The organism is Streptomyces sp. VTCC 41912, from assembly GCF_045799175.1.
In the GTDB taxonomy this organism is placed as follows: Bacteria; Actinomycetota; Actinomycetes; order Streptomycetales; family Streptomycetaceae; genus Streptomyces; species Streptomyces albulus_C.
Genome location: NZ_JBJMAB010000012.1, coordinates 52,049 through 78,436 on the forward strand (window position 1 = coordinate 52,049; position 26,388 = coordinate 78,436).

The 26,388-nt window shown below is 73.5% G+C and carries 18 protein-coding genes and 2 pseudogenes; 12 read left to right on the top strand and 8 right to left on the bottom strand.

What is annotated here, in order from left to right:
* Window positions 1–15: 15 nt before the first annotated feature.
* Together msrB and ACJ6WD_RS19250 are read left to right on the top strand one after the other, a co-directional pair.
* Window positions 16–423, top strand: a complete 408-nt coding sequence (gene msrB, locus ACJ6WD_RS19245) for a peptide-methionine (R)-S-oxide reductase MsrB (RefSeq protein ID WP_016574851.1) — start codon at window positions 16–18, stop codon at window positions 421–423.
* 167 nt (window positions 424–590) lie between these two features.
* Window positions 591–1,556, top strand: a pseudogene (locus ACJ6WD_RS19250) (helix-turn-helix domain-containing protein); the annotation flags it as partial.
* Window positions 1,557–2,058: 502 nt separating this feature from the next.
* On the opposite strand, the gene ACJ6WD_RS19255 reads toward ACJ6WD_RS19250, so the two are convergent.
* From ACJ6WD_RS19255 to ACJ6WD_RS19265, 3 genes are all read right to left on the bottom strand, one after another.
* Window positions 2,059–2,718, bottom strand: coding sequence for a 4'-phosphopantetheinyl transferase (locus ACJ6WD_RS19255; protein WP_407616228.1), 660 nt, complete (start codon window positions 2,716–2,718; stop codon window positions 2,059–2,061).
* Window positions 2,715–3,632: a metallophosphoesterase gene (locus ACJ6WD_RS19260; protein WP_016578325.1), complete on the bottom strand. Its 918-nt coding sequence runs from the start codon at window positions 3,630–3,632 to the stop codon at window positions 2,715–2,717. Before ACJ6WD_RS19260 ends, ACJ6WD_RS19255 begins: the two co-directional genes overlap by 4 nt.
* A gap of 121 nt (window positions 3,633–3,753) precedes the next feature.
* On the bottom strand, window positions 3,754–5,346 hold the full coding sequence (locus ACJ6WD_RS19265) for a PucR family transcriptional regulator (RefSeq protein WP_267952603.1): 1,593 nt from the start codon (window positions 5,344–5,346) through the stop codon (window positions 3,754–3,756).
* Between the two features lie 160 nt (window positions 5,347–5,506).
* Between ACJ6WD_RS19265 and ACJ6WD_RS19270 the strand changes: the two genes are divergently transcribed.
* Together ACJ6WD_RS19270 and ACJ6WD_RS19275 are read left to right on the top strand one after the other, a co-directional pair.
* Entirely contained in the window at window positions 5,507–6,997 is a 1,491-nt protein-coding gene (locus ACJ6WD_RS19270) for a cytosine permease (RefSeq protein WP_233657849.1), read from the top strand.
* A 179-nt stretch (window positions 6,998–7,176) separates the two neighbouring features.
* Entirely contained in the window at window positions 7,177–7,710 is a 534-nt protein-coding gene (locus tag ACJ6WD_RS19275) for a type 1 glutamine amidotransferase domain-containing protein (protein WP_407616229.1), read from the top strand.
* A gap of 37 nt (window positions 7,711–7,747) precedes the next feature.
* On the opposite strand, the gene ACJ6WD_RS19280 is transcribed toward ACJ6WD_RS19275, so the two are convergent.
* Both ACJ6WD_RS19280 and treZ read right to left on the bottom strand, forming a co-directional pair.
* Window positions 7,748–8,380 (bottom strand): M15 family metallopeptidase, encoded by a 633-nt coding sequence (locus ACJ6WD_RS19280; RefSeq protein ID WP_407616230.1) that lies wholly within the window; start codon window positions 8,378–8,380, stop codon window positions 7,748–7,750.
* Entirely contained in the window at window positions 8,377–10,248 is a 1,872-nt protein-coding gene (treZ, locus tag ACJ6WD_RS19285; RefSeq protein ID WP_407616231.1) for a malto-oligosyltrehalose trehalohydrolase, read from the bottom strand. Before treZ ends, ACJ6WD_RS19280 begins: the two co-directional genes overlap by 4 nt.
* Window positions 10,249–10,406: 158 nt before the next feature.
* Here treZ and ACJ6WD_RS19290 point away from each other — a divergent pair, with 158 nt between their 5' ends.
* Window positions 10,407–10,961 (top strand): DUF1707 and FHA domain-containing protein, encoded by a 555-nt coding sequence (locus tag ACJ6WD_RS19290; RefSeq protein ID WP_233657853.1) that lies wholly within the window; start codon window positions 10,407–10,409, stop codon window positions 10,959–10,961.
* A 167-nt stretch (window positions 10,962–11,128) separates the two neighbouring features.
* On the opposite strand, the gene treY is transcribed toward ACJ6WD_RS19290, so the two are convergent.
* Window positions 11,129–13,645 (bottom strand): malto-oligosyltrehalose synthase, encoded by a 2,517-nt coding sequence (gene treY, locus ACJ6WD_RS19295; RefSeq protein ID WP_233657854.1) that lies wholly within the window; start codon window positions 13,643–13,645, stop codon window positions 11,129–11,131.
* A 164-nt stretch (window positions 13,646–13,809) separates the two neighbouring features.
* Between treY and ACJ6WD_RS19300 the strand changes: the two genes are divergently transcribed.
* A complete protein-coding gene (locus ACJ6WD_RS19300) occupies window positions 13,810–15,099 on the top strand; it encodes an MFS transporter (protein WP_407616232.1) in 1,290 nt (429 codons plus the stop codon).
* 43 nt (window positions 15,100–15,142) lie between these two features.
* Here ACJ6WD_RS19300 and glgX read toward each other — a convergent pair whose 3' ends face one another.
* Window positions 15,143–17,326, bottom strand: coding sequence for a glycogen debranching protein GlgX (gene glgX / locus ACJ6WD_RS19305; protein ID WP_233657856.1), 2,184 nt, complete (start codon window positions 17,324–17,326; stop codon window positions 15,143–15,145).
* Window positions 17,327–17,890: 564 nt separating this feature from the next.
* On the opposite strand from glgX, the gene ACJ6WD_RS19310 reads away from it, so the two are divergent.
* Together ACJ6WD_RS19310 and ACJ6WD_RS19315 are read left to right on the top strand one after the other, a co-directional pair.
* On the top strand, window positions 17,891–19,141 hold the full coding sequence (locus ACJ6WD_RS19310; protein WP_037637270.1) for an SAV2148 family HEPN domain-containing protein: 1,251 nt from the start codon (window positions 17,891–17,893) through the stop codon (window positions 19,139–19,141).
* A 205-nt stretch (window positions 19,142–19,346) separates the two neighbouring features.
* Window positions 19,347–20,060, top strand: coding sequence for an exonuclease domain-containing protein (locus ACJ6WD_RS19315; protein ID WP_037637283.1), 714 nt, complete (start codon window positions 19,347–19,349; stop codon window positions 20,058–20,060).
* A gap of 40 nt (window positions 20,061–20,100) precedes the next feature.
* Here the strand turns inward: ACJ6WD_RS19315 and ACJ6WD_RS19320 are convergent, their stop codons facing one another.
* Window positions 20,101–20,988 (bottom strand): aminoglycoside phosphotransferase family protein, encoded by an 888-nt coding sequence (locus tag ACJ6WD_RS19320; protein WP_020931394.1) that lies wholly within the window; start codon window positions 20,986–20,988, stop codon window positions 20,101–20,103.
* 140 nt (window positions 20,989–21,128) lie between these two features.
* Between ACJ6WD_RS19320 and ACJ6WD_RS19325 the strand changes: the two are divergent.
* The 4 genes and pseudogenes from ACJ6WD_RS19325 to ACJ6WD_RS19340 all read left to right on the top strand — a co-directional run bounded on the left by ACJ6WD_RS19325 (window position 21,129) and on the right by ACJ6WD_RS19340 (window position 26,362).
* Window positions 21,129–22,377, top strand: a pseudogene (locus tag ACJ6WD_RS19325) (macrolide family glycosyltransferase).
* A gap of 320 nt (window positions 22,378–22,697) precedes the next feature.
* A complete protein-coding gene (locus tag ACJ6WD_RS19330) occupies window positions 22,698–23,909 on the top strand; it encodes a S8 family peptidase (RefSeq protein ID WP_233657859.1) in 1,212 nt (403 codons plus the stop codon).
* Window positions 23,910–24,100: 191 nt separating this feature from the next.
* On the top strand, window positions 24,101–25,054 hold the full coding sequence (locus ACJ6WD_RS19335) for a phosphotransferase family protein (protein ID WP_407616233.1): 954 nt from the start codon (window positions 24,101–24,103) through the stop codon (window positions 25,052–25,054).
* Window positions 25,055–25,270: 216 nt separating this feature from the next.
* Window positions 25,271–26,362: a glycosyltransferase family 2 protein gene (locus ACJ6WD_RS19340; RefSeq protein ID WP_055582642.1), complete on the top strand. Its 1,092-nt coding sequence runs from the start codon at window positions 25,271–25,273 to the stop codon at window positions 26,360–26,362.
* The last annotated feature ends 26 nt before the right edge of the window (window positions 26,363–26,388 follow it).

The window sequence follows — 26,388 nt, forward strand, 5'->3', positions numbered from 1 at the left end:
CTGAGGAGGCCCCCGATGACGTACGAGATCGACAAGCCCGACGAGCAGTGGCGCAGCGAGCTGACCCCGGCCGAGTACCACGTGCTGCGCCAGGGCGGCACCGAGCCCGCCTTCGTCGGCGAGTACACCGACACCAAGACCGCCGGCGTCTACTCCTGCCGGGCCTGCGGCGCCGAACTGTTCCGCTCCACCACCAAGTTCGCGAGCCACTGCGGCTGGCCGTCCTTCTACGACCCGAAGGACACCGACGCCGTCGAGCTCCTGGAGGACCGCACCCACGGCATGGTCCGCACCGAGGTCCGCTGCGCCCGCTGCGGTTCCCACCTCGGCCACGTCTTCGAGGGCGAGGGCTACCCGACCCCGACGGACCAGCGGTACTGCATCAACTCGATCTCGTTGCGGCTGGCGCCCGACGAGGAGTGAGCACCGGACCGGCGGCGGGCGGTGCGCGGGCGTGACCCGCGGCCGCCCGCGGCCCGGTCGACGGCGGCACCCGCCCCGTGGAGCGCCGGGGCGGGACGGCGGTCGTTCATCAGACGCTTATCCCCCTCTGTGACCCTCCCCGGAAGCCGTGCGATCAGGGGGGACGCGTGTTGAACGAGAGGGTTTTCCGGACCGAGGACGTGCCGGCGGAGGACCGGTTGGCCTACTGGGCGGAGCGCATGGCGCAGACCCATGCTCCCGTGCAGGTCAGAAGCGACCACGCGGAGGACTTCCGGGCCACCCAGCGGGTGCTGGACCTCGGTGCGGTGACCGTGTGGTCGGCGACGTTCCCGCAGGTGGTGGTCCGCCGCACGCCGCGACTGATCCGGCGTTCAGACCCGGGGCTCTCCCACCTCTCCCTCGTCGTGGCGGGGACCTGGACGGCCGACTGGGGGGACCACGAGGTGGTCTACCGGCCGACCGATCTGATCGTCGGCGATTCCTCGCTGCCGGCGGAGGTCCGCGGCGACCAGGGCCCGGTCGCGCTGGTGGGGCTGGAGGTCCCCAAGGCGCTGCTGCCGCTGCCGCGCGGCCTGGACGGCCGTGCGGTGCCCCGGCGGATGACGACCCGCCAGGGGGTCGGCGCGCTGCTCGCACAGTTCCTCACCCGTCTGTGCGAGGACACCGGCCCCTACCGGTCCTGCGACGGGCCCCGCCTGGGGACGGTCCTCACCGATCTGGTCGCCGCGCTCTTCGCCGGCGCCCTCGAAACCGGCAGCGCCCTTCCGCCGGAGGTCCGTCGGCGGAACCTGGTGCTGCGCATCACGTCGTTCATCGACGAGCACCTGCCCGACCCCGAGTTGACCCCGTCCGTCGTCGCGGCGGCGCACCACATCTCGACCAGCTACCTGCACCGCCTCTTCCAGGACGAGGAGAGCACCGTCGCCGGCCGCATCCGGAGCCGGCGGCTGGCGGCCGCCCGCCGCGACCTCGCCGATCCGGCGCTGCGCACCCTCCCGGTCCACGCCATCGCCGCGCGCTGGGGGTTCCCGCGGCCGGCCGACTTCAGCCGGGCTTTCCGCAATGCCTATGGGACCGCGCCGAAGGACCACCGGCAAAAGGCGCTGGAGGCCGCCCGGTTGGCTCGCTGCTCACCATTCCGTGGACTCGGTGCCAACGACAACCAGGGGGGATTCGAGGAATCTCCTCTCATCCGGGTTCGACGTACGAAGGGGGCGAACCCGGCACGGGGGAGGGATTCCCCACTGCGCAGATCGCCGCGGCACACCGGCGCGTCGACACCGGTCGCGACGGGGGACCACACGGCCACCGCCAGTGTGGTGAGGAACGCCGCCACCTGCCCGGACGGGGAAAACCCCTAGGGCTCCGGCGGCCGCGCGGTACGCGCACCGCCGGCCGGGCGGGCCGGTCGACCCCGGCGTCGTCCGGTCCGCCCGGCGGCGAACCGCCCGGCGGGAAAAGGGGCTTGAGCCCCTCGGGATCCCGCACCTGAACTTCCACCCGCAGGGAAGCAGTGCTGAGCGGCGCCGGCGCCTGAGGGCCCACGGCGTCCGGTCCGGCGACGCGGGGGCACCGACCGGGGTGCCCCCGCGAGACGCTCGGGGGCCGCTCCCGTCACACCGGTACGGTCACCGCCGTCATCACCAGCTGGGACCCGATCAGCCAACGGCCGGTGAACTCGGTGAGCTCCCGGCCCTCCACCACCGGACCGGGCACCAGGAACCGGGCGGTGAAGGTGGCGTCGGTCGGGTCGAGGGTGAGGTGGGCGTCCTCGAAGCCCAGCCAGCGGCCGGTGAGCGGGAACCACGCCTTGTAGACGCTCTCCTTGGCGCTGAAGACCAGCCGGTCCCAGCAGATCTCCGGCTGGTGCGTGGCGAGTTGGGAGAGCTGGGCCCGTTCGTCGGGGAGCGTGACGAGCTCCAGGACGCCCGGGTCCTCGATCCGCGCGTGCGGCTCCGCGTCGACGCCCACGGAGCGCACGTCGGTCGCCCGGGCCACGGCGGCGCCGCGGTAGCCCGTGCAGTGGGTCATGGCGCCGACGATGCCGGTCGGCCAGATCGGGGCGCGGCGCTCGCCGGGCAGGACCGGCGCGGGGGCGATCCCGAAGGCGGCGAGGGCCCGACGGGCGCAGTTGCGCACCGTGCCGAACTCCCGTTGCCGCTGTGGGACCGCCTCGGCCACCAGCGCGAACTCCTCCGGGAACATCTCCGAGAGCGGGTCGTCCCCGAAGGACTCGGCGGTCGCGATCGGCGCGGGCAGCAGCTTCTCTATCACGCGGGAACTCCGGTGGTCGCGACGGGCAGGATCTGGACCGGGCGGCCGGGGGAACCGGAGCGGCGCCGCCATTCGCGAGGGTAGCCGAGCGACACCTCCTGGTGGGGCACTCCGTCCCACATGATCAGCCGCGGGATGTGCAGATGGCCGTAGACCACCGTGGTGGCGCGGAACCGACGGGGCCAGTCGGCGGTGGCCTCCGTGCCGCACCACAGTGCGAACTCCGGGTACCACAGGGGTCTGGTGGGCTCGCGGACCAGCGGCCAGTGGTTGATCAGCACCGTCGGCAGGTCCTCCGGGAGGGCCGCGAGCCGCGCCTCGGTCTCCGCCACCCGGGCCCGGCACCACGCCTCGCGGGACGGGTAGGGGTCCGGGTGCAGGAAGTACTCGTCGGTGCAGACGACGCCCGCCTTCTCGGCGATCGCCAGGGCCTCCTCCTTGGACCCCATGCCGGGCATCCGGAAGGAGTAGTCGTAGAGCAGGAAGAGCGGCGCGAGGGCCACCGGGCCGCCCGCCCCCTCCCACACGGGGTACGGATCCTCGGGGGTGATCACCCCCAGCTCCCGGCAGACCTCCACCAGGTGCTCGTAGCGGGCCACCCCGCGCAGTTGCACGGGGTCCTTGGCGGGGGTCCACAGCTCGTGGTTGCCGGGCACCCACACCACCTTGGCGAACCGCTCGCTCAACCGGCCGAGCGCCCAGCGGATGTCCTCGACGTACTCCCCGACGTCCCCGGCCACCAGCAGCCAGTCGTCGTCGGACTCCGGCCGTAACCGCTCGACGATGTCGCGGTTCTCGTCGTACCGGACGTGGAGGTCGCTGACGGCCACCAGACGGCCCTCACGCGAGGTGGGGGCCGGCCCGGTGGTGGCGTGCTGGGCGCCGGGGGCGAAGGTGCGGATCTCGTAGGTCACCTCAGCAGTAAAGACGGTGCGGGGGGATCAGGGAAAGCGTCGCCTGGAATCGAGGGGGCGTGCCGCGGCCGGGCCCCCTCGATCACCGGGGCGCGGCCGGCGGCAGTGGCGCGCCCGGCCGTCAGCGGGCGCCGGGGGAGGGGGCGCCGCCGCGCCGGATGCGGGTGGCCAGCCACAGGTCGAAGCGGTCGTCGGGGTCGTCGAGGCGGCGCCCGGTGAGGTCCATCGCCTTGTCCAGGCGGTTGCGCACCGTGTGCCGGTGGACGCCGAGCCGGCGGCTGGTGGCGTCCCAGGCACCGCCGGTCTCCAGCCAGGCGGCGAGGGTGGCGATCAGTTCCTCGCCGCCGTCGGCCAGGTCCAGCGGCCCGAGCACGGTGTCGGCGTAGCCGTGCAGCGTCCGCCGGTCGCCCAGGTCCAGCAGCAGTCGGGCGGCCTCGCTCTGCCGGGCCTCCGCGGGCGCCCCGCTGGTCCGGCTGACCGCCAGCAGCCCGGTGGCCTGCCGCAGCGACACCCGGACCGCTTCCGGCGCGGTGGCCGGGCCGATGCCCGCCGGGCAGTGCGGGGCGAACCGGCCGAGCACCGCGTGGATGTCCAGTTCCTCGCCGACCACCGCCTCGATCAGCCGTCCCGGCGCGGCGCCCGGCCCGCCGGTCACCCGCACCAGCCCGCCGGGCATGGCCAGCGCCAGATCGGCCGCCATCTCCTGGGCCGCGCCCTCCGACAGCCCGGTCCGGGCGGCGGCACCGCCCCCGCCGCGCGGCCCCGCGACCGGCGCCGCCTCCACGACGACCGCCCGCACCCGCTCGGCGGACAGCCCCACCGAGGCCAGCATGTCCCGGGCCCGGTCCGCCGCCAGGTCCTCGTCCGCCAGCAGCTCCGACAGCAGCGCCGAGCGCCGCCGGCGTTCCGGTTCGTCCCGCAGGTGCCGTCGTTCCAGCTCCAGGGAGAGCAGCGAGATCAGTCCGGGCACCACGGACCGGGCGGCGTCGTCCGGGCGGCCGGTGAGCAGCAGCAGCCCGCGCAGCCGGCGGGCGCCGAGCGGCTGCACCTCCAGTTGCCGGCCGCCGGCGGTGCTGGACGCACTGCCCCGCAGCCCCCGCGCGGCGACCCGTTCGACCAGGTCGCGGGCGTCCTCCAGCGCGGTCCCCGGTCCCTGCTCGGCGGCCGCCAGCTGCCGCCCGAGTGGGTCGAGGACCGTGGCGCCGACCCCGGTGGCGGCCGTCCACTCCGCCAGCATCGGCTGGAGCCCGTCGCTGGTCGCCGCGGCCGCGGTCAGCCTGCGCTGGGTGGCGAAGGCCCGGTGCAGCACCTCCCGCTGCTCGGTGGCCCGGGCGTCGAAGACCGCCTTGGTGACCGCGATGAACGGGACCTCGTCCGGCACCGTCAGCAGCGGCAGCCCGGCCTCCTTCGCGGCCGTGACCAGGGGCTGCGGTGCCTCCTGGTACGGCAGCCCCTGGCCCAGCCCGAGCGCCAGGCAGGCCGCGCCGCCCTCGGCCACGTCCCGGACGTACGCGCGGCAGGACGCCGGCTCCATCGGCAGCAGCAGCCCGATGGTCATCAGCAGCTCACCGCCCTGGAGCCACTTTCCCGGGACCAGCAGGTCGGAGACGGTCGCCGCCTCGATGGTGCGGGACAGCAGCTCCTGCGGTACGTCGTAGGTGAGGGCCAGATGGAGGCCGGGCCGCGCCAACAGGTCCGAGATACGCAGAGGCATAGACATAGTGTCCACCACATATCTATTGAATGGACGATCGGGCGATCGAGTCCCGGCGACCGGACGCCTAGGTTCACACCACCGCGGAATCCGTCGTTCCCCACCGGCTTCCCGCGGCACCACCCCCGCATCCCCTGTCGCCACGCCCGAGGAGTAACCCATGGATCGCACGGCACCCATGGAAGGCACGAGCGAGGGGCGAGGCTCGCGCATGATCGAGGTCCGCTCCATCGACTACGTCCCCGTCCGCGAACGGCACGGGAAGGTGTGGCACCAGGGCCCGTTCTGGTTCACCGGCAACTTCGTGCTGACCACGATGGTCACCGGCTTCCTCGGCCCGGCCCTCGGTCTGAGCCTGCTCGCCTCCGTCGCGGCGGTCGTCCTCGGCGCCTGCTTCGGCACCTTCTTCATGGCCTTCCACGCCAACCAGGGCCCCCGGATGGGCCTGCCGCAGATGATCCAGTCGCGGGCCCAGTTCGGCATCCGCGGCGCGATCGTGCCGTTCGCCGCCGTGGTCTTCGTCTACGTCGGGTTCAACGTCTTCAACGTGGTCCTGGCCGCCCAGGGCCTGCGCACCGTCTTCCCCGGCGGCGCCACCCTCTGGTACGTGCTGATCATCGGCGTCGCCATCGTGCTCGCCGTGGTCGGCCACGACCTGCTGCACCTGGTCCAGCGCTGGCTCACCTACGTGCTGATCGTGGTCTTCGGCGTGCTCACCGTCGGTGCGCTGGTCCAGCTCGACCCGCACTCCGTGGCCGCCGCCGGGCATGCCGCGCACGGCTCCTGGACGTCCTTCCTGGTCGTCTTCTCCGCCGCGGCCGGCTACCAGATCAGCTACGCCGTCTACGTCTCGGACTACTCCCGCTACCTGCCCCGCGACGTCTCCGCCCGCAAGGTCATCTGGTGGACCTACGCCGGCGCGGCCGGCTCCGCCGCCTGGCTGATGTCGCTCGGCGCACTGCTCGCCTCGGCGCTGCCGCACCCGGACGCGATCAGCGGCATCCGCCAGGTCGGCAACGCGATCCTGCCCGGCTTCGGCACCTTCGCGGTGGTCGTCTCGTCCGTCGCCCTGGTCGGCATCATGGCGGTCAACGCCTACGGCGCGATGCTCACCACCACCAGCGCGATCGACGCCTTCCGCGCGGTCAAGCCGACCGTCCGGATCCGGATCGCCGGCATCGTGGCCATCGGCCTGATCGTCTTCACCGTGGCGATGCTGCTCCCGGAGAACTACCTGGAGAGCTTCAACACCTTCGTGCTGATGATGCTCTACTTCCTGATCCCGTGGACGGCGGTCAACCTCGTCGACTTCTACTGGGTCCGGCGCGGCCACTACGCGGTCACCGCGATCTTCAACCCGGCCGGCATCTACGGCCGCTGGTCCTGGCGCGGCATCACCGCCTACGTCGCCGGCTTCGCCGCGATGGTCCCGTTCTTCTCCACGTCCTTCTACACCGGTCCGGTGACGAAGGCGCTGGGCGGCGCGGACCTCTCCTTCGTGCCCGGCCTGCTGGTCGGCGGCGGCCTGTACTACCTGCTCACCCGCAGCCTCGACCAGGTCGCGGAGGCGGCGGCGGTCGCCGAGAGCGAGCGCGAGCTGGAAGGGACCGACGCGGACGGGCCGGCGGCCGCCGCGGCCCCGCGCGACTGACGGCAGGGGCGGCGCGGGCCGCCCGGGGCCGCCGCGCACCAGCGGATGAGCCGCCCCGTTCCTCCCGCTATGGTCGGTCGGTAGGGATGTCTCCCCACCGGCCGACCGTCGTTTTCCGGCCCCCCGGGAAGCCGTCGTCCGGTCCTCCGGCCGTCCGGACGAAGGGAAGTGAGCGCACCATGCAGGTGGCGTTTCTGGTGGCCCCGGCGGGCACCGAACAGGTCGAGCTGACCGAGCCCTGGCAGGCGGTGATCGCCGCGGGCGGCAAGCCCACCCTGATCTCCACCAGGTCGGGCCGCATCCAGGCGTTCCACCACCTGGACAAGGCCGACACCTTCCCCGTCGACCTGACCGTGGACGCGGCGTCCGTCGCGGAGTTCGACGCCCTGGCCCTGCCCGGCGGGGTGGCCAACCCCGACGCGCTCCGCCTGGACCGGGGCGCCATCGCCCTCATCGCGTCCTTCTTCGAGACCGGCAAACCGGTCGCGGCCATCTGCCACGCCCCCTGGACCCTGATCGAGGCCGACGTCGTGCGGGGCCGCACCCTCACCTCCTGGCCCAGTCTGCGCACCGACATCCGCAACGCCGGCGGCACCTGGGTCGACCGGCCGGTCGTGGTCTGCACCCAGGCCGCCAACACCCTCGTCACCAGCCGCAAACCGGCGGACCTGCCGGCCTTCTGCAAGGCCCTGGTCGAGGAGTTCGCGCGGTGAGGGGACGCGCGGAAGTCCGCACCGCCGCCGCGCCTTCTCAGACCGGACCGTAGACGGCGCACCGGGCCCCGGTGAGTAGCGCCCAGTAGCGGTCCCCGTAGGACCAGTGCCACCACTCGCTGGGATAGTTCACGAAACCGGCCCCGCCCAGGGCCCGCCCCAGGAGCGCGCGGTGGTGCCGGGCCCGCGCCGGCAGCCCCGGGGCGTCGAACGGGCAGCGCTCCTCGTCGCCCGTGCGGTGGCCGTTCACCGCACCGCCCATGTCCAGCGCCCGGCCCCGGTCGTCCACCAGCGTCAGGTCCAGGGCCGCCCCCGCGCAGTGCGGGGCCACCTCGACCGGGGCGACGAACGCGGCCGTCCGGCGGTGGAGTTCCGCGGGGTCGGTGTGGCCCGCGGTGCGCAGGCGGTCCTGGTAGCGGGCGAACCGCCGGGCCTGCTCGGCGCTGCTGCGGTGCCCCTCGACCACCAGGAACCCCCAGCCCGCCGGCAGCCCGGCGACGGCCGTCCGCAACCGTGCGCACACACCGGCCCGGGCCCGCCCGTACGCCCCGTCCGGGTCCCGCTCCCCCGGGTCCAGGGTCACGCGGGGGAGCGCCGCCACCTCGGCCAGCGGCTCGCCGCAGTCCCGCACCGGCACGTCCGCCACCCGAGGGTCGCTGAGCACGATCACGCGCGCTCGCCCGTCGCACGCGGCGTCCCGGGCGGTTCCTCGACGACCACCGCCACGGACTCCGCCGGCAGGTGCAGCACCCCGCCGCCGTCCGGCAGCACCGGGTGCGGCCAACCGGCCGCCGCGCGGTAGTCGGTCGCCGGGGCCGGCGCGGTGCCCCGCCGCGCGTCCGCCGCGGGCGCCGTGGACGGGGCGAGCGGGACGGTGGCCGTGCCGCTCGGGGCGAGGTTGACGGCCAGGTGGACGGGGCCGCGGCGGAGCACCAGCCAGCGGGCGTCCTCGTCGTGGGCGACGTGGGTGCGGGAGGGGTCGGGATCGGTCAGCGCGGGGTGGGTGCGGCGCAGGGCGAGGAGGCCGCGGTACCAGGAGAGCAGGGCGGCGTGCGGCGCGGCGGACGGTTCGGCCCAGTCCAGGACGCAGCGGTCGCGGGTGGCCGGATCCTGCGGGTCCGGCCAGTCGGCGCCGAGCCCGTCGCCGTGCGCCGCGCCGCCCTCCTGCGCCGCGAACTCGCGCCGCCGGCCGGCCCGTACGGCCTCCGCCAGCTCCGGGTCCGGGTGGTCGGTGAAGTACTGCCAGGGGGTGCGCGCGCCCCACTCCTCGCCCATGAAGAGCATCGGGGTGAACGGGGCGCAGAGGACCAGCGCGGCGGCGCAGGCGAGCAGGCCGGGGGAGAGGGTGGCGGTGAGCCGGTCGCCGTACGCGCGGTTGCCGATCTGGTCGTGGGTCTGCGCGTAGCCGAGCAGCCGGTGTGGTGGGGTGGCCCGGAGGTCGAGGGGGGCGCCGTGACGGCGCCCGCGGAAGCTGGAGTGGCTGCCGTCGTGGAAGAAGCCGCCGGTGAGGGTCTTGGCGAGGGCGGCGAGCGGGGCGCGCGCGAAGTCGGCGTAGTAGCCGTGGGATTCGCCGGTCAGTGCGGTGTGCAGGGCGTGGTGGAAGTCGTCGTTCCACTGGGCGTGCAGGCCCAGGCCGCCGCTCGCCCGCGGCGCGGTGGTGCGCGGGTCGTTGCGGTCGGACTCGGCGATCAGGAACAGCGGACGGCGCTGCTGGGCGGCGAGCGCGTCCACGGCGGCGGACAGTTCGGCCAGGAAGTGCTGGGCGCGGTCGTCGTGCAGGGCGTGCACGGCGTCCAGCCGCAGCCCGTCGATGCGGTAGTCGCGCAGCCAGCCGAGCGCGCTGTCGATGAAGAAGCGGCGGACCTCGTCGGAACCGGGGGCGTCGAGGTTGACCGCCGCCCCCCAGGGCGTGTGGTGGGTGTCGGTGAAGTACGGGCCGAACTCCGGGAGGTGGTTCCCGGACGGGCCGAGGTGGTTGTGCACCACGTCGAGGACCACCCCGAGGCCGTGGCCGTGCGCGGCGTCCACGAACCGCTTCAGCCCCTCGGGGCCGCCGTACGGCTCGTGCACCGCCCAGGGCGCGATCCCGTCGTACCCCCACCCGTGGGTCCCGGGGAACGGGCAGACGGGCATCAGGGAGACGTGGGTGACGCCGAGGTCGGCGAGGTGGCCGAGGCGGGCCGCGGCGGCGTCGAAGGTGCCTTCGGGGGTGTACGTCCCGACGTGCAGCTCGTAGAGGACCGCGCCGGGCAGCGGCCGGCCGGGCCACGGGTGCCGCCAGGCGAACCGGGCGTGCTCGATGACCGCGCCGGGCCCGCCGGGCCCCTCCGGCAGCCGGGCGGCGCGCGGATCGGGCCGCGCCGGGCCCCCGTCCAGTCGGAAGGCGTAGCGGTCGCCGTCGCCGGCCGGTGCGTCGGCGCGCCACCAACCGGGGCGGGCGGGATCGCGCGCCAGCTCCACCGGGGGCGCGTCGGACCGGTCGCCGGCCCAGTGGAGGGCGACCCGCCCGGCCTCGGGTGCCCATACCTCGAACAGCACGGTCGTCCTCCTTCGTCGCTCCGGCCCGGCCGCCGCGGCAGGCGCCGACCCGCTTCCCGACGACGAAAGCACGCCGCCGCCCCGGACGAAAGGACGCGGTGCGGCGGGGCACCGACGTTGCCTGGACACCGGCTCACCGCAGGCCGGAGAATTGCGCCATGACTTCGCTCCAGTTCCCCGCGCGGCCTTCGGACGCGGATCGGGAACGCGCCCTTGAGCTGCTGCGCGACGGCGCGGCGGAGGGACGGCTGTCCCAGGACACCTTCCTGCGCCGGTTGGAACTCGTCCTGTCGGCCCAGCAGCACTCCGAACTCGCGCTGGCGACGGCCGATTTGGAGCGGCACGGCAAGGTCCAGGGGCTGGTACTGCGGGTGGTCGGCCGGGTGTCGGCGTTCCACATCCGGCTGCGCCGGGCGTGGCGCACGGAGCGGCTGCCGAAGCTGCTGCTGCCGGAGCCCGGGCCGTTCCCGCTGTCGATCGGGCGGGCCCCGGGCGTCGGCCTGCGACTCAACCACGAGACGGTCTCCCGCAACCACGCCGAGCTGCGCAGCGAGGGCACCGGCTGGATGCTGCGCGATCTCGGCTCCACCAACGGCACCTGCGTCAACGGGCGCCGGCTGGTCGGCGAGATAGCGGTCGGACCCGGCGACCACATCAGGTTCGGCCACGTGGACTACGTCCTGACCGAACGCCAGGCTCCGCCCAAGCGGTGATCGCCACCGGCGCGCCGAGGCGTCGCGGCGTCACCGACGTCGCGTGGGTCGGACCCACCGGTGTGGACGCTCGGTTCGCCGAACCCCTCCGGGGGCGGGGGATCGGCAACGACACCTGACGCACCATCAGTACGCCGGTCGCGGTGCGCCCTCCGCCGCGTCCGGGGCTATTCCCGTACGAGCAGGGCCACCGGCCAGTCCGCCAGGAGGCCGTCCACCCCCACCGCACTGCCGCCCGCCAGCGCGCGGCCGGTGAGCACCTCCCGCCACTCGCCGCCCGGGGGCAGCCGCAGCACGGTGTCCCACCAGCCACCGGTCTCCCGCAGCCGCAGCGACAACCTGGTCACCGCCGTCACCACCCGCCCCGCGCGGACGAACGCCACGCAGTGCTCGGCCGCCGGGCCCTCCACGGCCAGCGGCTCGTACGAGGCGGCGGCGCCGAACCACTCCGGGTGCGCCCGCCGCAGCCGCAGCGCACTGGCCGTCAGCCACAGCTTCTCGGCCGACGGACCCCTCGGCGCGGCCCCGCCGTCCAGCTCCGCGAGCAGCTCCGCAGCGAACCGCGGCGGCCGCCGGTTGTCCGGATCGACCAGCGCCGCGTACTCCTGCTCGGTGCCCTGGTAGAGGTCGGGGACGCCGGGCACGGTCAGGTGCAGCAGCGTCGCGCCGAGGACGTTCGCGCGGACGAACGGGGCGAGCTCCGCCTCCAGCGCGGCCAGTTGGTCCGCCACCGGGCCGCCCGGCCCGCTCCGGACGAACTCCGCCACCCGCTCCTCGTAGACCGCGTCCTGCTCCGTCCAGGTGGTGCGCAGCCCCGCCTCCCGCACGGCCTTGAGCACCGCGGGCGTCAGCCGCTCCCCGCGGTCGCCGACCGCCGCCTCCGCGCCCGCACCGCCGGCGTCGGACGTGCCCAGCCCGAACGCGGTCTGCCAGGCCGTCCAGACCACCATCGGGTCCACCGGCGGCGCGCCGTCCGCGACGTCCCGCCCTTCGGCCACCACGCCCAGCACGTCCCGCCACCGGTCCGGGCACTCCGACAGCACCGCGATCCGGGCCCGCACGTCGGCGCTGCGCTTGGTGTCGTGCGTGGAGAGCACCGTGCCGCTCTCCGGCCAGTCCCGCTGCATCCGCGCGCCGTACTCGTGGAACGTCGCGGGCCCCAGCGCCGGTTCCCCGGGATCGCCGCCGACCTCGCACGCCGACAGCAGCACCGGGTAGCGGTAGAAGGCGGTGTCCTCCACGGACTTGGCGTGCAGCGCCGACGCGGTCTGCGCGAACCGCGCCGCGAAGCCCGCGACGTCCCCGTCCACGGCGCCGTGGTCCGCCGCCGGGTCCCCTCGGCCCGCGGCGCCGTCCCCACCGGGCGCGAACCGCCCCAGCGCCAGGTCGTGGACGAGGTCCACCGCCCCGGCCTCCTCCGGCACCCGGAAGGTGGCCCGGGCCCGCTCCGCCGCGCCGGCCAGCATCGTCGCGTCCGCCGCCGCCCGCGCGGCGTCGTTGGTGTCGCCGGCGTAGGGCCGGTAGACCGGCAGCCGAACCAGGAGTTCCCGGACCGCCTGGCGCAGCGCCCACGGGGCGTGGTCGCCCGGCCTGGGCACCCGTTGGGCGATCCGGGCCGCGGTCCGCACCAGGCGCTCGACCTCCGCCGCCAGGTCGTGTTCGACGACCTCGTAGGCGGCCCGCCGCACCGTCTCCTCCCAGTCGCCGCCCTCGTCGGCCAACGGCGTGACGAAGTCCCGGTAGTGCGAGAACAGCCGCCCGGCGCCCTGCGGGCACACGAACAGCCCGTCGATGTGGCGGAGCGCGTCGTAGCCCGTGGTGCCCGCGCACGCCCAGCCGTCCGGGAGCCGCTCCGCACCGGTGAGGACCTTCTCCACCACGGTCCAGCAGCCCTTCGTGCCGGCCCGCAGCCGCGCCAGGTAGCCGCCCGGATCCACCAGCCCGTCCGGATGGTCGATCCGCAGCCCGTCGACGACCCCCTCCCGGACCAGCCGCAGCACCGTCCGGTGCGTGGCGTCGAACACCTCCGGGTCCTCGACGCGGACCCCGATCAGCTCCGAAATGGTGAAGAACCGCCGGTAGTTGAGCTCCGTGCGGGCCAGCCGCCACCAGGCGAGGCGGTACCACTGCGCCCCCAGGAGGCGTTCCAGCGGCAGCCGCTCGGTACCGGGACGCAAGGGGAAGACCTGCTCCCCGTAGTGCAGCACCCGCCCCTCGACCCGGAACCGGGGCAGCTCGTCCCCGATCCGCCCCTCCAGTACCGGCAGCAGCAGCCGCCCCTCGTGCCCGCCGTCCCAGTCGATGTCGAACCAGCGCGCGTACGGCGACGTCGGACCGTCGCGCAGCACCTCCCACAGCGGCTCGTTGAGCGACAGCGGCACGGGCACCGCCATGTGGTTGGGCACGATGTCGACGACCAGTCCGAGGCCGTGCGCCCGGGCCGTCGCCGCCAGCGCCCGCAGCCCCTCCTCGCCGCCCAGCTCGGCCCGGACCGCCGCGTGGCAGGTCACGTCGTAGCCGTGCGAGGAGCCCGGCACCGCCTCCAGCACCGGTGACAGGTGCAGGTGGGAGACTCCGAGCGCGGCGAGGTACGGCACCGCCCGCTCGGCTGCGGCGAACGGGAAGTCCGGCTGGAGCTGCAGCCGGTAGGTGGCGGTCGGCGACGGACTCGAAGACTGCGTCATGGGAACACCCGTACCCCGCCGGGGGCCCGTTCTGTCATCGGGTTGCGTCATCCCGGGGCGTCCTGCCCGTGGTGCCTTCCTCCGAACCACCGGGTCGGCCGGCGATAAGGCTTCGTACGTACCGCCCGTACGAATCGTGCAGGTGTGACGGATAGCTTCTTGTGATGACCGCTGTCACCACCACCTACCGCCGGGTGCTCGCCCTGAGCGGGCCGTTGCTGCCCGTCGTGTCCTTCCTCGGGCGGCTGCCGACCGCCATGTGCCAGCTCGGCAGCGTGTTGCTGGTGGCCGAGACGAGCGGTTCGCTGACGACCGCGGGTCTGGTGGGCGGCGCCCTGGCGGCGGGTCAGACGGTCGCCGGCCCGCTGATCGGGCGGCTCGCGGACCGCCACGGCCAGCGGCCGGTGGTGCTGATCGCCTGCTGGGTCAACGCGCTCGCGGTGGCCGCCCTGGTGACGGCCGCGCTGGCCCGCACGGCGACGCCCCCGCTGGCCCTGCTGGGCCTGCTGGCCGGGGCGAGCGTGCCGCAGATCGGCCCGCTGGCCCGCACCCGGCTGGTCGCGCTGGCGCACCGCGCGCGGGCCGACGACCGCCTGGTGAGCGCGGCGCTCTCCCTGGAGGGCACCTTGGACGAGGTGTCGTTCGTGCTCGGGCCGGCGCTGGTGGGGCTGGCCGCCACCCTGGTCCACCCGGCGGTGGCGCTGGGGCTGGCCGCGGTGCTGCTGGCGGTCTGCGGCTCGGCGTTCGCCCTCCATCCGACGGCGGTGGCGGTGCGGCCCGTCGTGGCCCGGCCCGCCGCGGACCGGGCCCCGCGGACCGCCCGCCCGGCCCGCACCCGGATGCCCCGCGCGGTGCACGCCATGCGGGTCTCGATGGTCCTCCAGGGGGCCATGTTCGGCGCCTGCCAGGCCGGCATCACCGCGCTCACCGAACGCCTCCACCAGCCCGCCCAGGCGGGCCTGGTGTACGCGGCGATGGGCGTGATGAGCGCGGTCGCGGGGCTCTCGCTCGCGCTGGTGCCGGCCCGGATCGGCCTGCCGGCCCGGTGGCGGGCGGCCGCCGTCGCGCTCATCGTGCTGTCCGTGCCGCTGCTCTTCGTGCGGTCGATGGGGGCGCTCTACCTGGTCGTGGTGGTGCTCGGGGTGGCCTTCGCGCCGCACCTGATCACCCTCTTCGGGCTCACCGAACGCCTGGTGCCGGCCGCCCGGCTGGCCGAGTCGATGGCCTTCCTCACCAGTGCGGTGGTCGGCGGCCAGGCGGTGGCGCTGGCCCTCTCGGGGCGGCTCGCCGACATGTACGGCCCGTCCGCCGCCTTCGCGGTCGCGGTCGGCGCGGCGGTGCTCGTCCTCGTCGTCGCCCTCACCACCCGCGCCGGTCACCGGCCCACCGCGCCGCTGCGCGTCTCCCCGGCGGGACCGGAGGAGGCCGCGGCGGACCGCGCGCAGACCTCCTGAGCCCTGCGCGCCCCGGGGCGTCGCAGGGGCCCGACCGGACGACTCAGGCCGGCCGCTGGAGCACCACCAGGCTCCGGCCGACCAGCACCAGCCGATCGCCGCCCTTGACCTTGGCGCCCCGGCCGTCCGCCGCCGCCTCCGGCCGGTCGGTGTCCACCACGACCTGCCACTGCCGCCCCAGGTGCTCCGGGACGGTGAACTCCTTCTCCTGGTCGTGGGCGTTGAACATCAGCAGGAACGAGTCGTCGGTGATCGGCTCGCCGCGCGGACCGGGTTCGGAGATCGAGCTTCCGTTGAGGAACACGGCCAGCGACTTGGCGTGGACGGACTGCCAGTCGCGGGTGCCCATCTCGGTGCCGGCCGCGGTGAACCAGGCGATGTCGGACAACTCGTCGTGGGCGCCCTCCATCGGGTGCCCCTGGAAGAACCGCCGCCGCCGGAAGACCGGATGGTCCCGCCGCAGCCACACCATCTGCCGCACGAACGCCAGCAGCGCCGCCCGGTCCGCCCGTTCCTCGTCCGCCGTGCCCGCGGCGTCCTGTGCCGCCTCGGGTTCGTCCGCGGCGCCGGCCGCCTCCCGCTCCGGCCACCGCACCCAGGTCAGCTCCCCGTCCTGGCAGTACGCGTTGTTGTTGCCGCGCTGGCTGCGGCCGAACTCGTCGCCGTGGCTGAGCATCGGCACGCCCTGCGACAGCATCAGCGTGGCGAGGAAGTTCCGCATCTGCCGCAGCCGCAGCCGCCGCACCGAGGGGTCGTCGGTCGGCCCCTCCGCCCCGCAGTTCCAGGACCGGTTGAAGCGCTCGCCGTCCCGGTTGTCCTCGCCGTTGTCCTCGTTGTGCTTGTCGTTGTACGAGACCAGGTCGCGCAGGGTGAAACCGTCGTGGCAGGTGACGAAGTTGACCGAGGCGAGCGGCCGCCGCCCGTCCTCCTGGTAGAGGTCCGACGAGCCGGCCAACCGGGACCCGAAGTCCGCCAGGGTGCGCGGCTCGCCCCGCCACAGGTCCCGCACGGTGTCCCGGTACTTGCCGTTCCACTCCGTCCACAGCGGCGGGAAGTTCCCCACCTGGTAACCGCCCTCCCCGACGTCCCACGGCTCGGCGATCAGCTTCACCTGGCTGACCACCGGGTCCTGGTGCACCAGGTCGAAGAACGACGACAGCCGGTCCACCTCGTGGAACTGCCGCGCCAGCGTCGCCGCCAGGTCGAACCGGAACCCGTCCACGCGCATCTCCTGCACCCAGTAGCGCAGCGAGTCCATCACCAACTGGAGCACGTGCGGGCTGCGCATCAGCAGGGAGTTCCCGGTGCCGGTGGTGTCCATGTAGTAGCGCAGGTCGTCCGACAGCCGGTAGTACGAGGCGTTGTCCAGCCCCCGGAAGGACAGCGTCGGTCCCAGGTGGCTGCCCTCGGCGGTGTGGTTGTAGACGACGTCGAGGATGACCTCGATGCCCGCCTGGTGCAGGGCCCGCACCGCGGTCTTGAACTCCAGCACCTGCTGCCCGCGGTCCCCCCAGGACGCGTAGGCGTTGTGCGGCGCGAAGAACCCGATCGTGTTGTAGCCCCAGTAGTTGGTCAGGCCGGCGTCCACCAGCCGGTGGTCCTGGACGAACTGGTGCACCGGCATCAGTTCCAGGGCGGTGACCCCGAGCTTCGTCAGGTGGTCGATGATCGCCGGGTGCGCCAGCGCCGCGTACGTGCCGCGCAGCTCCTCCGGCAGCTCCGGATGCCGCATCGTCAGGCCCTTCACGTGGGCCTCGTAGAGCACCGTCTCGTGGTACGCGGTGCGCGGCGGGCGGTCGTCGCCCCAGTCGAAGTACGGGTTGACCACCACCGACGCCATGGTGTGCGGTGCCGAGTCCAGGTCGTTGCGGACCTCGGGGCGGCCGAAGTGGTAGCCGTAGACCGCCTCGTCCCAATCGATCACGCCGCTCATCGCCCGCGCGTACGGGTCGAGGAGCAGCTTGGCGGAATTGCAGCGCTGCCCGCGTTCCGGCTCGTAGGGGCCGTGCGCGCGGAAGCCGTAGCGCTGTCCCGGCATGATCCCCGGCAGATACGCGTGCCGTACGAAGGCGTCGGACTCGCGCAGCTCGACGGCGGTCTCCGACCCGTCGTCGTGCAGCAGACACAGTTCGATGCGCGTGGCGGCTTCGGAGAACACCGCGAAGTTGGTGCCCGCACCGTCATAGGTGGCACCCAACGGATACATCTGTCCCGGCCAGACCTGCATGCGTAGACACTTCCACTTTCTCTACGGGGCGGCGGCGACTCCACGACACGCGTCCGCGGGCCGAATCGGAATCCTTCCCAACGTGTCCAAACTGCCGGATGGCGGGAGATTTTCGTGTGAACTCCGCTGAAAGCTGACGGATCTCCGGCGATGTCGGATTGTCGTACCGTGCGCTGATCGGGGGCCGGCGGTCGTCGGGCCGCGGCCGGCGCGGGCGGGCGGAATGCTAGGGCTACCCCAAAAGCGGCGTCTTGGCCACGGACTACCTCACATGTGTGCAGTTCGCCAGCGATGCCCCGGCCAAAAGTGGGCACCCCCGCGCGGCCCGGTGCACAAAGTGCTGTCAACGGCTCACCGCCGGGACACTCCATCGCGTGGGCGGCAACGGGAGGCCACCCCCCGACGCGGCTATGAAACCGCTCACTCCCACCGCGCTTTCCGGTCACAACCGGCACCATGGGCAAGGGGAGTTGGCATCCGACTCACGGCATCCTGCTGCACCGCTCCCCGCGCCGCAGTAGTCTGCCTTGATCGTTGGCACGGGGGTTCGGAAGGCGGTGGCAGGTGAGCGGCGGGCTGGAGTTGCCCCCTGGTGACGAGAGTCATGAGGGCCACGAGGGCGGCTCCGTTGACGCACCGCCCGGCACGGTGTCCCTGGCCCGACCGCTGGAGATCGGTGCCGAACTCGACTGGGGGGTCGAGGACTGGAGCGAGGTGCGCACCCGGGCCCGCCGGGCCGGACGCGCCTACATCTGGCTGAATCTCGTCGAGCAGCGGCTGCGGGCCGTCGTCGCAGCCGTGCTGCGTCCCATCTACGAGCCGGTGCACGGCGACGAATGGGTCATCGCGGCGGCCGGACCCGCGGGCCAGGAGTGGGTCCAGCGCGCGGTCGCGGTCCGCGAGGTCAGCCGCCGCAAGGGCTACCTCCTCGACCCCGCCGACGACAACATCGTCAGCTTCCTGACCCTCCCGCAGCTGCGCGAGCTGATGGTCCAGCACTGGCCCTGCTTCGAGCCCTACGTGGACGACCGGCGCGAGGTCGAGCTGGTCCTCGACGAGCTGGAGGTCGCCCGCAACATCGTCTCCCGCAACCGCGCGCTGTCCGAGACCGTCCTGGCCCAGGCCGAGCGGGCCTCCGCCCGACTGCTGGACGTCCTCGGGTCCGGGGCCGGCACCCGGATGTCCGGACGGCTGCCCATCGACGCCGTCGAGGACCTCGTCGGCGACCGGTACGCCGACGTCGTCGGCGTACACCCCGACCGGGTCCGCCTCCAGCGCCAGCTGCCCGCGGAGGACCTCTTCGGCGGCGCCCGACGCCTCGACGCGGTGGGCATAGGACTCAACCTCCTGGTCCAGAACTACTCCGGCCGCCGACTGGTCCGGCTCGCCGAGTCCGGGTGCCGGGTCCGACTGCTCTTCCTCAACCCGGCCAGCAGCGCGGTCCGCCGCCGGGAGCGCGAAATCGGCCTCAAGAAGGGCGAGATGAGCCGCTCCATCGAGATGAACATCCTGCACATGCGGCGGGTCCGGGCCCGCCTGCACGACCCGGGCGCCTTCGAGATCCAGGTCTTCGACGAGACCCCCCGCTTCACCGCCTACCTCGTCGACGGCGACGGGCCCGACGGGATAGCCGTCGTCCAGCCCTACCTCCGCAAGAGCCGCGGGATGGAGTCGCCGGTCTTCGTGCTGCGCGGTGGCGGCCGTGACCTGGTGCGCCAGGACGCCCGCGGCGGCCGGGACGTCGACCACGGGCTCTTCGAGATCTACCGCGAGGAGTTCGAGAGCGTCTGGGCGGACTCGCGGCCGGTCTCCTGAACGGGCCTGCGCACGGTGCGGCGGCGGGCGGCCCGGCCCGTTGTCAGTGGTGCGTGGGAGAGTGGTCGCACCACGGGGGAGGTACCACCGAAGGAGGCCGCATGAGTCAGCGCTGCGTGGGGGTCCGACCGGCCGGAGGCCGGCGGAGCATCGAGGAGGGGTGCGCGCCGCGCCCGTGCGGGGCCGGGCGGAAGAGGGGGTCGGCATGAGCTGGCATCAGGAGCTGTTGGTCGGTTTCGACCTGGAGACCACGGGCACCGACGTCGAGCACGACCGCATCGTCACGGCCGCACTGATCCGGCTGGAGGGCGACGGCGAGGTGGCCGGGCAGCAGTCCTGGCTCGTCGACCCGGGCGTCCCGATCCCGGACGAGGCCGCGCAGATCCACGGCATGTCGACCGCCTACGTCCGCGAGCACGGCCGCGCGCCCGCCGCCGCGATAGCGGAGATCACCGAGGCGCTCGCCGAAGTGCTGCGCGCGGACGTCCCGCTGGTGGTGATGAACGCGCGCTACGACCTCTCGCTGCTGGACCGCGAGTGCCGCCGCCACGGCGTGCCGACGCTGAGCGAGCGGCTCGGCCACCCGCCCGCCCCGGTCATCGACCCGCTCGTCCTCGACAAGCACGTGGACCGCTACCGCAAGGGCAAGCGCGCGCTCCAGGCGCTCTGCGGGCACTACGGGGTCCCGCTGGACGGCGCACACGAGGCCGGCGCCGACGCGGTGGCCGCGGCCGGTGTCGCCCGCCGCATCGGCGAGGAGTACCCGGCCGTCGCGCTGCCCGCGCCGCGCGCCCTGCACGTCCTCCAGGAGCAGGCCGCCGCCCAGCAGGCCGCATCGTTCCAGGCGTACCTGCGCCGCAGCGGTGACCCGGAGGCGATAGTCGAGGCGGCCTGGCCGCTGATTCCCTACCAGCGCTGAGCGGACCGGCCCGCCGGCGGGCGGTGGCCGGGGCGCGGGCTCAGAACGGGTACCACCGGACCGCCGCGTCCTTCTCGCGCAGCGAGGCGATCCGGCGGCGGAACTCCCCCAGTGCGGCGGGGTTCCCGGGCGCGTGCTGGGAGACCCAGGCACAGCTCGCCGTCTCCCGGGACCCGCGCAGCACCGCGCAGCCCTCCCAGTCCCGCACGTCCCAGCCGTACACCGAGGCGAAGGTGTCGTATGCCTCGGCGCCCAGGCCGTAGCGGTCCCGGCTGAGCGCCATCACGACCAGGTCGTGCTCGCGCAGGTCCGAGGAGAAGGTCTCCAGGTCGACCAGGACGGGGCCGTCCGGCCCGATGTGGACGTTGCGGGGCAACGCGTCGCCGTGGATCGGGCCGCGCGGCAGGTGCGGTTCCAGCGCCGTCGCGGCGAGTGCGAAGGCGTCCCGCCGGCCGCGCAGGTACTCCGCGTCGGACGGTGACACGGCATCGCCGGCCAACCGCAGCCAGCGCTCCACGCCGTCCAGCAGTTCGCGCCGGGGGAGCGCGAACGGCGGCTCGGGCAGCGCGTGGACGAGCCGCAGCAGCGCCGCGAGGTCCTGCGGCCGGGCCGGGCGGACGGCCTCCGGAAGCCGCCGCCAGTACGTCACCGGATGCCCGTCGACGAGCCGGGCGGTCGGCTCCGCGGCCCGCACGGCCGGTACGTCCTGCGCCGCCAGCCACTGGGCGACGGCCAGTTCCCGCTCGGCGCGTGCCAGCAGCTCCGGGCTGCGGCCGACCCGGACCACCACGCCCCGCTCGCCCAGGGCGAAGACGGCGTTCTCGCCGAGCGCGAGCAGCCGGGCGTCCGCCGCCGCCTCGGGGTGCCCGGCCGCGGCCAGCACGTCCCGGGCGCGCGCCTCGGTGAAGGCGGGGCTGGATTCGGTCATCGGATGCCTCCTGCGGTGCGATCTCGCGCCCAGTCTCGCAGGTGCCATGAGGCGCCCTGGATCCCGTCCGCCCCTGGCCCGCAGGGGCTTCCGGCCGAGGGGAGTCGTCCCCCGTCGGCCGGGGTGACGCCTTTTCAGGATTGCACGATACGTATCGTCTCGCCTAGGGTGCGGGGCATGCCTCAACGCCGCTCGCACCTCGCCATGTTCAGCATCCCGGCCCACGGCCACGTCCAGCCGAACCTCGACGTGATCCGTGAGCTGGTCGACCGGGGGCACCGCGTCACCTACGCCGTGCCCGCCGAGTTCGCCGACCTCGTCGCCGCCGTCGGCGCCGAACCCCGACCGTGGACCTCCGTCCTGCCCGCCGCCGACGACCCGCAGGGCTGGGGCACCGAACTCCTCGACCAGCTCGAACCGTTCCTCGACGACGCGATGCAGGCGCTGCCGCAACTCGCCGCGGCCTACGAGGGCGACACCCCCGACCTGGTGCTCCACGACAGCGCCGCGTTCCCGGCCCCGCTCCTCGCCCGCCGGTGGGGGGTCCCGGCCGTGCAGCTGGCCCCGCACGTCGTCGCCTGGGACGGCTACGAGGAGGAGGCCGCCGAGGCGATGCGGGAGGAACTGCGCGGCACCGAGCGCGGCCGCGCCTACTACACCCGCTTCCGGTCCTGGCTGGCCGAGCACGACATGGCGGACCTCGCGGAGCCGGACCACCTGGCCGCGCGGCCCGCCCGGGGGCTGGTCCTGGTCCCCCGGGCCATGCAGCCGCACGCGGACCGGGTCGACGGGTCGATCTTCACCTTCGTCGGCTCCTGCCAGGGCGACCGCTCCGCGCAGGGCGACTGGCGGCGGCCGGCCGGTCTCGCGCCGGGCGCCAAGGTGTTGCTGGTCTCGCTGGGGTCGGTGTTCACCGAGGCCCCGGACGTCTACCGGTCCTGCATCGAGGCGTTCGGCGGCCGACCGGACTGGCACGTGGTGCTCCAGATCGGGAAGTCCACCGATCCGGCCGTGCTCGGTGCGGTCCCGGACAACATCGAGGTGCACACCTGGGTCCCGCAGGTGGCGGTCCTTCGGCAGGCGGACGCGTTCGTCACCCACGCCGGGATGGGCGGCAGCCAGGAGGGGCTGGCGAACGGGGTGCCCATGGTGTGCGTACCGCAGGCCGCCGACCAGTTCATGAACGCGGACGCGTTGGAGGCGTTGGGCGTCGCCCGACAGCTGACGAAGGGGCAGGTCACCGCGGAGGCGCTGGGGGCGGCGGTGCGCGCGGTGGTCGACGACGCCGGTGTGGCCGCGGCGCTCGACCGGGTCCGCGCGGAGATGGCGGAGGAGGGGGGCAGTCGGCGGGCCGCCGACCTCATTGAGGCCCAACTCCCCCAGGGGTAACCGCCGGTACGCCTCTTGCGGAGCGCGAGCATGCCACAGCGGGACGGTTGAAAATGCAAACGCATCGTCAGCCGTCCCCTTTCATTGCGTGAACGTTAAGCGGGTTGAGTCACTGTCCGTCAACTTGCCTGGTTCTTATGGCTAGTTCTGTGCGGCTTTGCCTTTTTGCAGGGTTGTTGCGAATCTCACACGGCCTGGCGGGCCTTGAATTGCACCCGTCAATCCGACAGGGTTTCGAGCCAGCCCGGTGGAGCCTTTCCGGTCCCTTCGGGCACTTCGCAACGCTTCCCCCCACACCACGAACGAGGAGAACCCTCGCCATGGCTCATAAGCGTTCCAGCAAGAAGCGGCTCGTCACGGCGATATCCGCCGTTGTTGCCGCCACTGGTATCGCCGCCGTCACTGCGGTCACCGCGGGCGCGTCGCCCGCCGCCGAGGGCAAGATCTACGGCGCCGATGCCAAGGGCGCCGTCAAGGGCAGCTACATCGTGCTGCTGAAGAAGTCCGCCGCGGTGCGCGCCGCCGAGAGCGGCGACCTGGCCTCCAAGTACGGCGGCAAGGTCAAGCGGACCTTCACCTCCGCGCTCGACGGCTTCTCGACCACCGGTCTGTCCAGCGAGGACGCCAAGCGCCTGGCGGCCGACCCGGCCGTCGACAAGGTCGTCCAGAACCACACGTTCCACACCGACGGCACCCAGGACAACCCGCCGTCGTGGGGCCTGGACCGGATCGACCAGGCCGACACCAAGGGTGACGGCAAGTACAACTACCCGGACAGCGCGGGCGACGGCGTCACCGCGTACGTCATCGACACCGGCATCCACATCAGCCACAAGGACTTCGGCGGTCGCGCGTCGTACGGCTTCAACGCCATCGACAACAGCGACAAGGCCGAGGACGACAACGGCCACGGCACCCACGTCTCCGGCACCATCGGCGGCACCGCCCACGGCGTCGCCAAGAAGGTGAAGCTGGTCGCCGTCAAGGTGCTCGACGGACAGGGCTCCGGCACCACCGAGCAGGTCGTCGCGGGCATCGACTGGGTCACCAAGAACCACAAGGGCCCCTCGGTCGCCAACATGTCCCTCGGCGGCGGCGCCGACGAGGCGCTCGACGCGGCCGTGAAGAAGGCCATCGACTCCGGTGTCACCTTCGGCGTCGCGGCCGGCAACGAGTCCACCGACGCGGGCCAGGGCTCCCCGGCGCGCGTCAAGGAGGCCATCACGGTGGCCTCCAGCACCAAGGACGACCAGCAGTCCGACTTCTCCAACTACGGCAGCGTCGTCGACCTCTACGCTCCGGGCTCCGACATCACCTCGGACTGGAACAACAGCGACGACGCCACCAAGACCATCTCCGGTACGTCGATGGCGACCCCGCACGTCGTGGGTGCCGCCGCGGTCTACCTGGCCGACCACAAGGACGCCAAGCCGGCCGACGTGGAGAAGGCGCTGACGGACGGGGCGACCCCGGACAAGATCAGCAACCCCGGGCAGGGCACGCCCAACAAGCTGCTGAAGATCGTCGAGTAGTCGATCGGACCGCTCAGCACCGCACGCCGGCCGTCGCGCTCGCCCCCACGGGGCGCGACGGCCGGCGTCGTTGCGTCCGGGACCTTAACTTCTGGTGGGCGGATCGGGTGGGGGGACGTCCACTGTGCGTGAGTGCGGTGGTGAGGTGGCCCATCGTCAACAGAAGCGGCGGAAGGGACGGGGTCGGCACGGTGACGCACCACGATGAGGAGGCGGCTGTCCGACCGCCGGCGCTGGCTTGGGTGCGCCGGCACCTGGAGGCCGACGAACGGATCGTCAGAGCCGAGACGCTGCACGGCGGCAGCACCGCCGACATGCGGCGACTGACCATCGGCACGCCGGACGGAGGCACCCGTGACCTGGTACTGCGGACCTTCGTCGACACGGAGCACGCCGAGGACTGGCTGAACAGGGAGGCCGGCGCCCTGACCGTGCTCACGGGGACCGGGGTTCCGGCTCCTGGACTGGTCGCGGTTGATCCGACCGCCGCGCATTGCGCGCATCCGTCGCTCCTCATGACACATCTGGCGGGCCGGGCGGTCCTCGACGACGAGGGGTTGGAGGCGCGGGTCCCGCTGCTGGCCCGTCAACTCGTGGCGATCCACGCGTTGCGACCCGCTGAGCGGCCCCGGGAGTACGTGGCGTTGACGACCGCCGACACCGTCGTGACTCCGAAGGGCGCCGACGCGACGGCATGGACCGCGGCGATCGACGTGATCCGTCAGCCCGCGCCACCCTGTGAAGGGCGATTCCTGCACCGGGACTTCCACCCCGGCAACGTGCTGTTCGACGTGCCGCCCGCAAGGCCGACAGATGCCCGGATCACCGGCGTCGTCGACTGGGCGGCCACCTCCTGGGGCCCGGCGGATCTCGACGTGGCGCACTGCTCCACCAATCTCGCGCTGTTGCACGGCCCCGCGTGGGGTCTGCGGTTCGCCGAGGCGTATGAGGAGGCCGGTGGGGTGCTGGCAGCGGCCGCGAGCGAGCGGCTGTACTGGCGGGTGCGCGACGGGCTGGCGTGCTCGGAAGAAGTGCGGTCGGTGTCGCGGCCGTGGCAGGAGGCGGGGCGGACGGAGCTGACGACCCGAGCCGTGGAGGGGCGGCTGGACGCCTATGTCACCGCCCTGATGGACGCGCTGGGCTGAGCCGAGGCGGTCCGGAACGGAGTGTCAACGTCCGCTCCCGCGCGGTGAGTTATCCACAGGAGGGGTCCTCCGGAACCGTGGGCGGCCGAGCGTGGCTACCGTCAGTGACATGCACGGAGTCACGCCGTTCCTCGGCATCAGCACCATCGTCTACGGAGTGATCGGACTGTTCTGCGTCCTCGCCGGCGCGGTCCGCACGACAGGGGGGAGCCCACCATGCACAGCGTCACCGTCATCGTCCCGGCCCACAACGAAGAGGCCGGACTCCCGGCCACGTTGGAGTCCCTCGCGCGGCAAACGGTCCCGCCCGACCGCGTCCTCGTCGTCGACGACGCCTCCACCGACCGCACCGGCGAGGTAGCCGCCGCACACGGTGCCACGGTGCTCCGCCCACCGCGCAACCTGGGCAGCAAGGCCCGGGCGCAGAACTACGCCCTCCCGCGCTGCACCACCGACCTCGTCCTGGCCGTCGACGCGGACACCGTGCTCGCCCCGGACTACCTCCAGCGCGTCCTCCCGGTCTTCGACGACCCCCAAGTGGCCCTCGCCGCGGGCACGGTCCGCACCCGCCACACCCGCACCGTGTGGGAGCGGGGGCGCTCCACGGAGTACCTCTTCGGCTTCCACTTCCATCGACCCATCCAGGCGCGGGCCAACAGCCCCATGGTCTGCTCGGGGTGCTGCTCGGTCTTCCGCCGGGAGGAGCTGGTGGCCTTCGGCGGGTTCCCCGAGCGCACCATCGTCGAGGACATGGACTACACATGGTCCCGGCAGATCGCCGGCAGACGCGCGGTCTACGTCTCCGACGCGGTCGCCCTCGCCGCCGACCCGGAGGACCTCACCTACTTCCGCAAACAGGTCAACCGCTGGATGGCCGGCTTCTGCCAGAACGTCCGGCTCCACCTCGGCCGGTTGCTCGTCCGCAAACCGCTGCTCGCGCTGTGGGTGCTGCTGGCCCTCTTCGAGATCCTCACCGCGCCGCTGTGGTGGGCCTCTCCGTTCGTGCTCAGCGCGACGACCGGTGCGTCACCACCCGTCGCCTTCGCCTGGTGGGCCGGTGTCGACCTGTTGTTGACGCTGCCACCCCTGGTGTACGCCGCCCGTCGCCGCAGACTCCCCTTGTGCGGTGTGCTGGTGAACATCCCCTGCGCCTACGCCACCAAGGCGGTCAACGTCGTCTACGCCTGGAAGGCGCTGGTCGTCGAGTTGTTGCTGGTGCCCCTGCACCTGGCGCGCGGCCTGACGGTGTACGAGAAGGGGCGCGCCGACGCGCCCTCGGGGCGCGGGGCGGTGGTGGCGGCGAGCTGAGCGGGCCGGGGGCGGAGTGTGGCCGT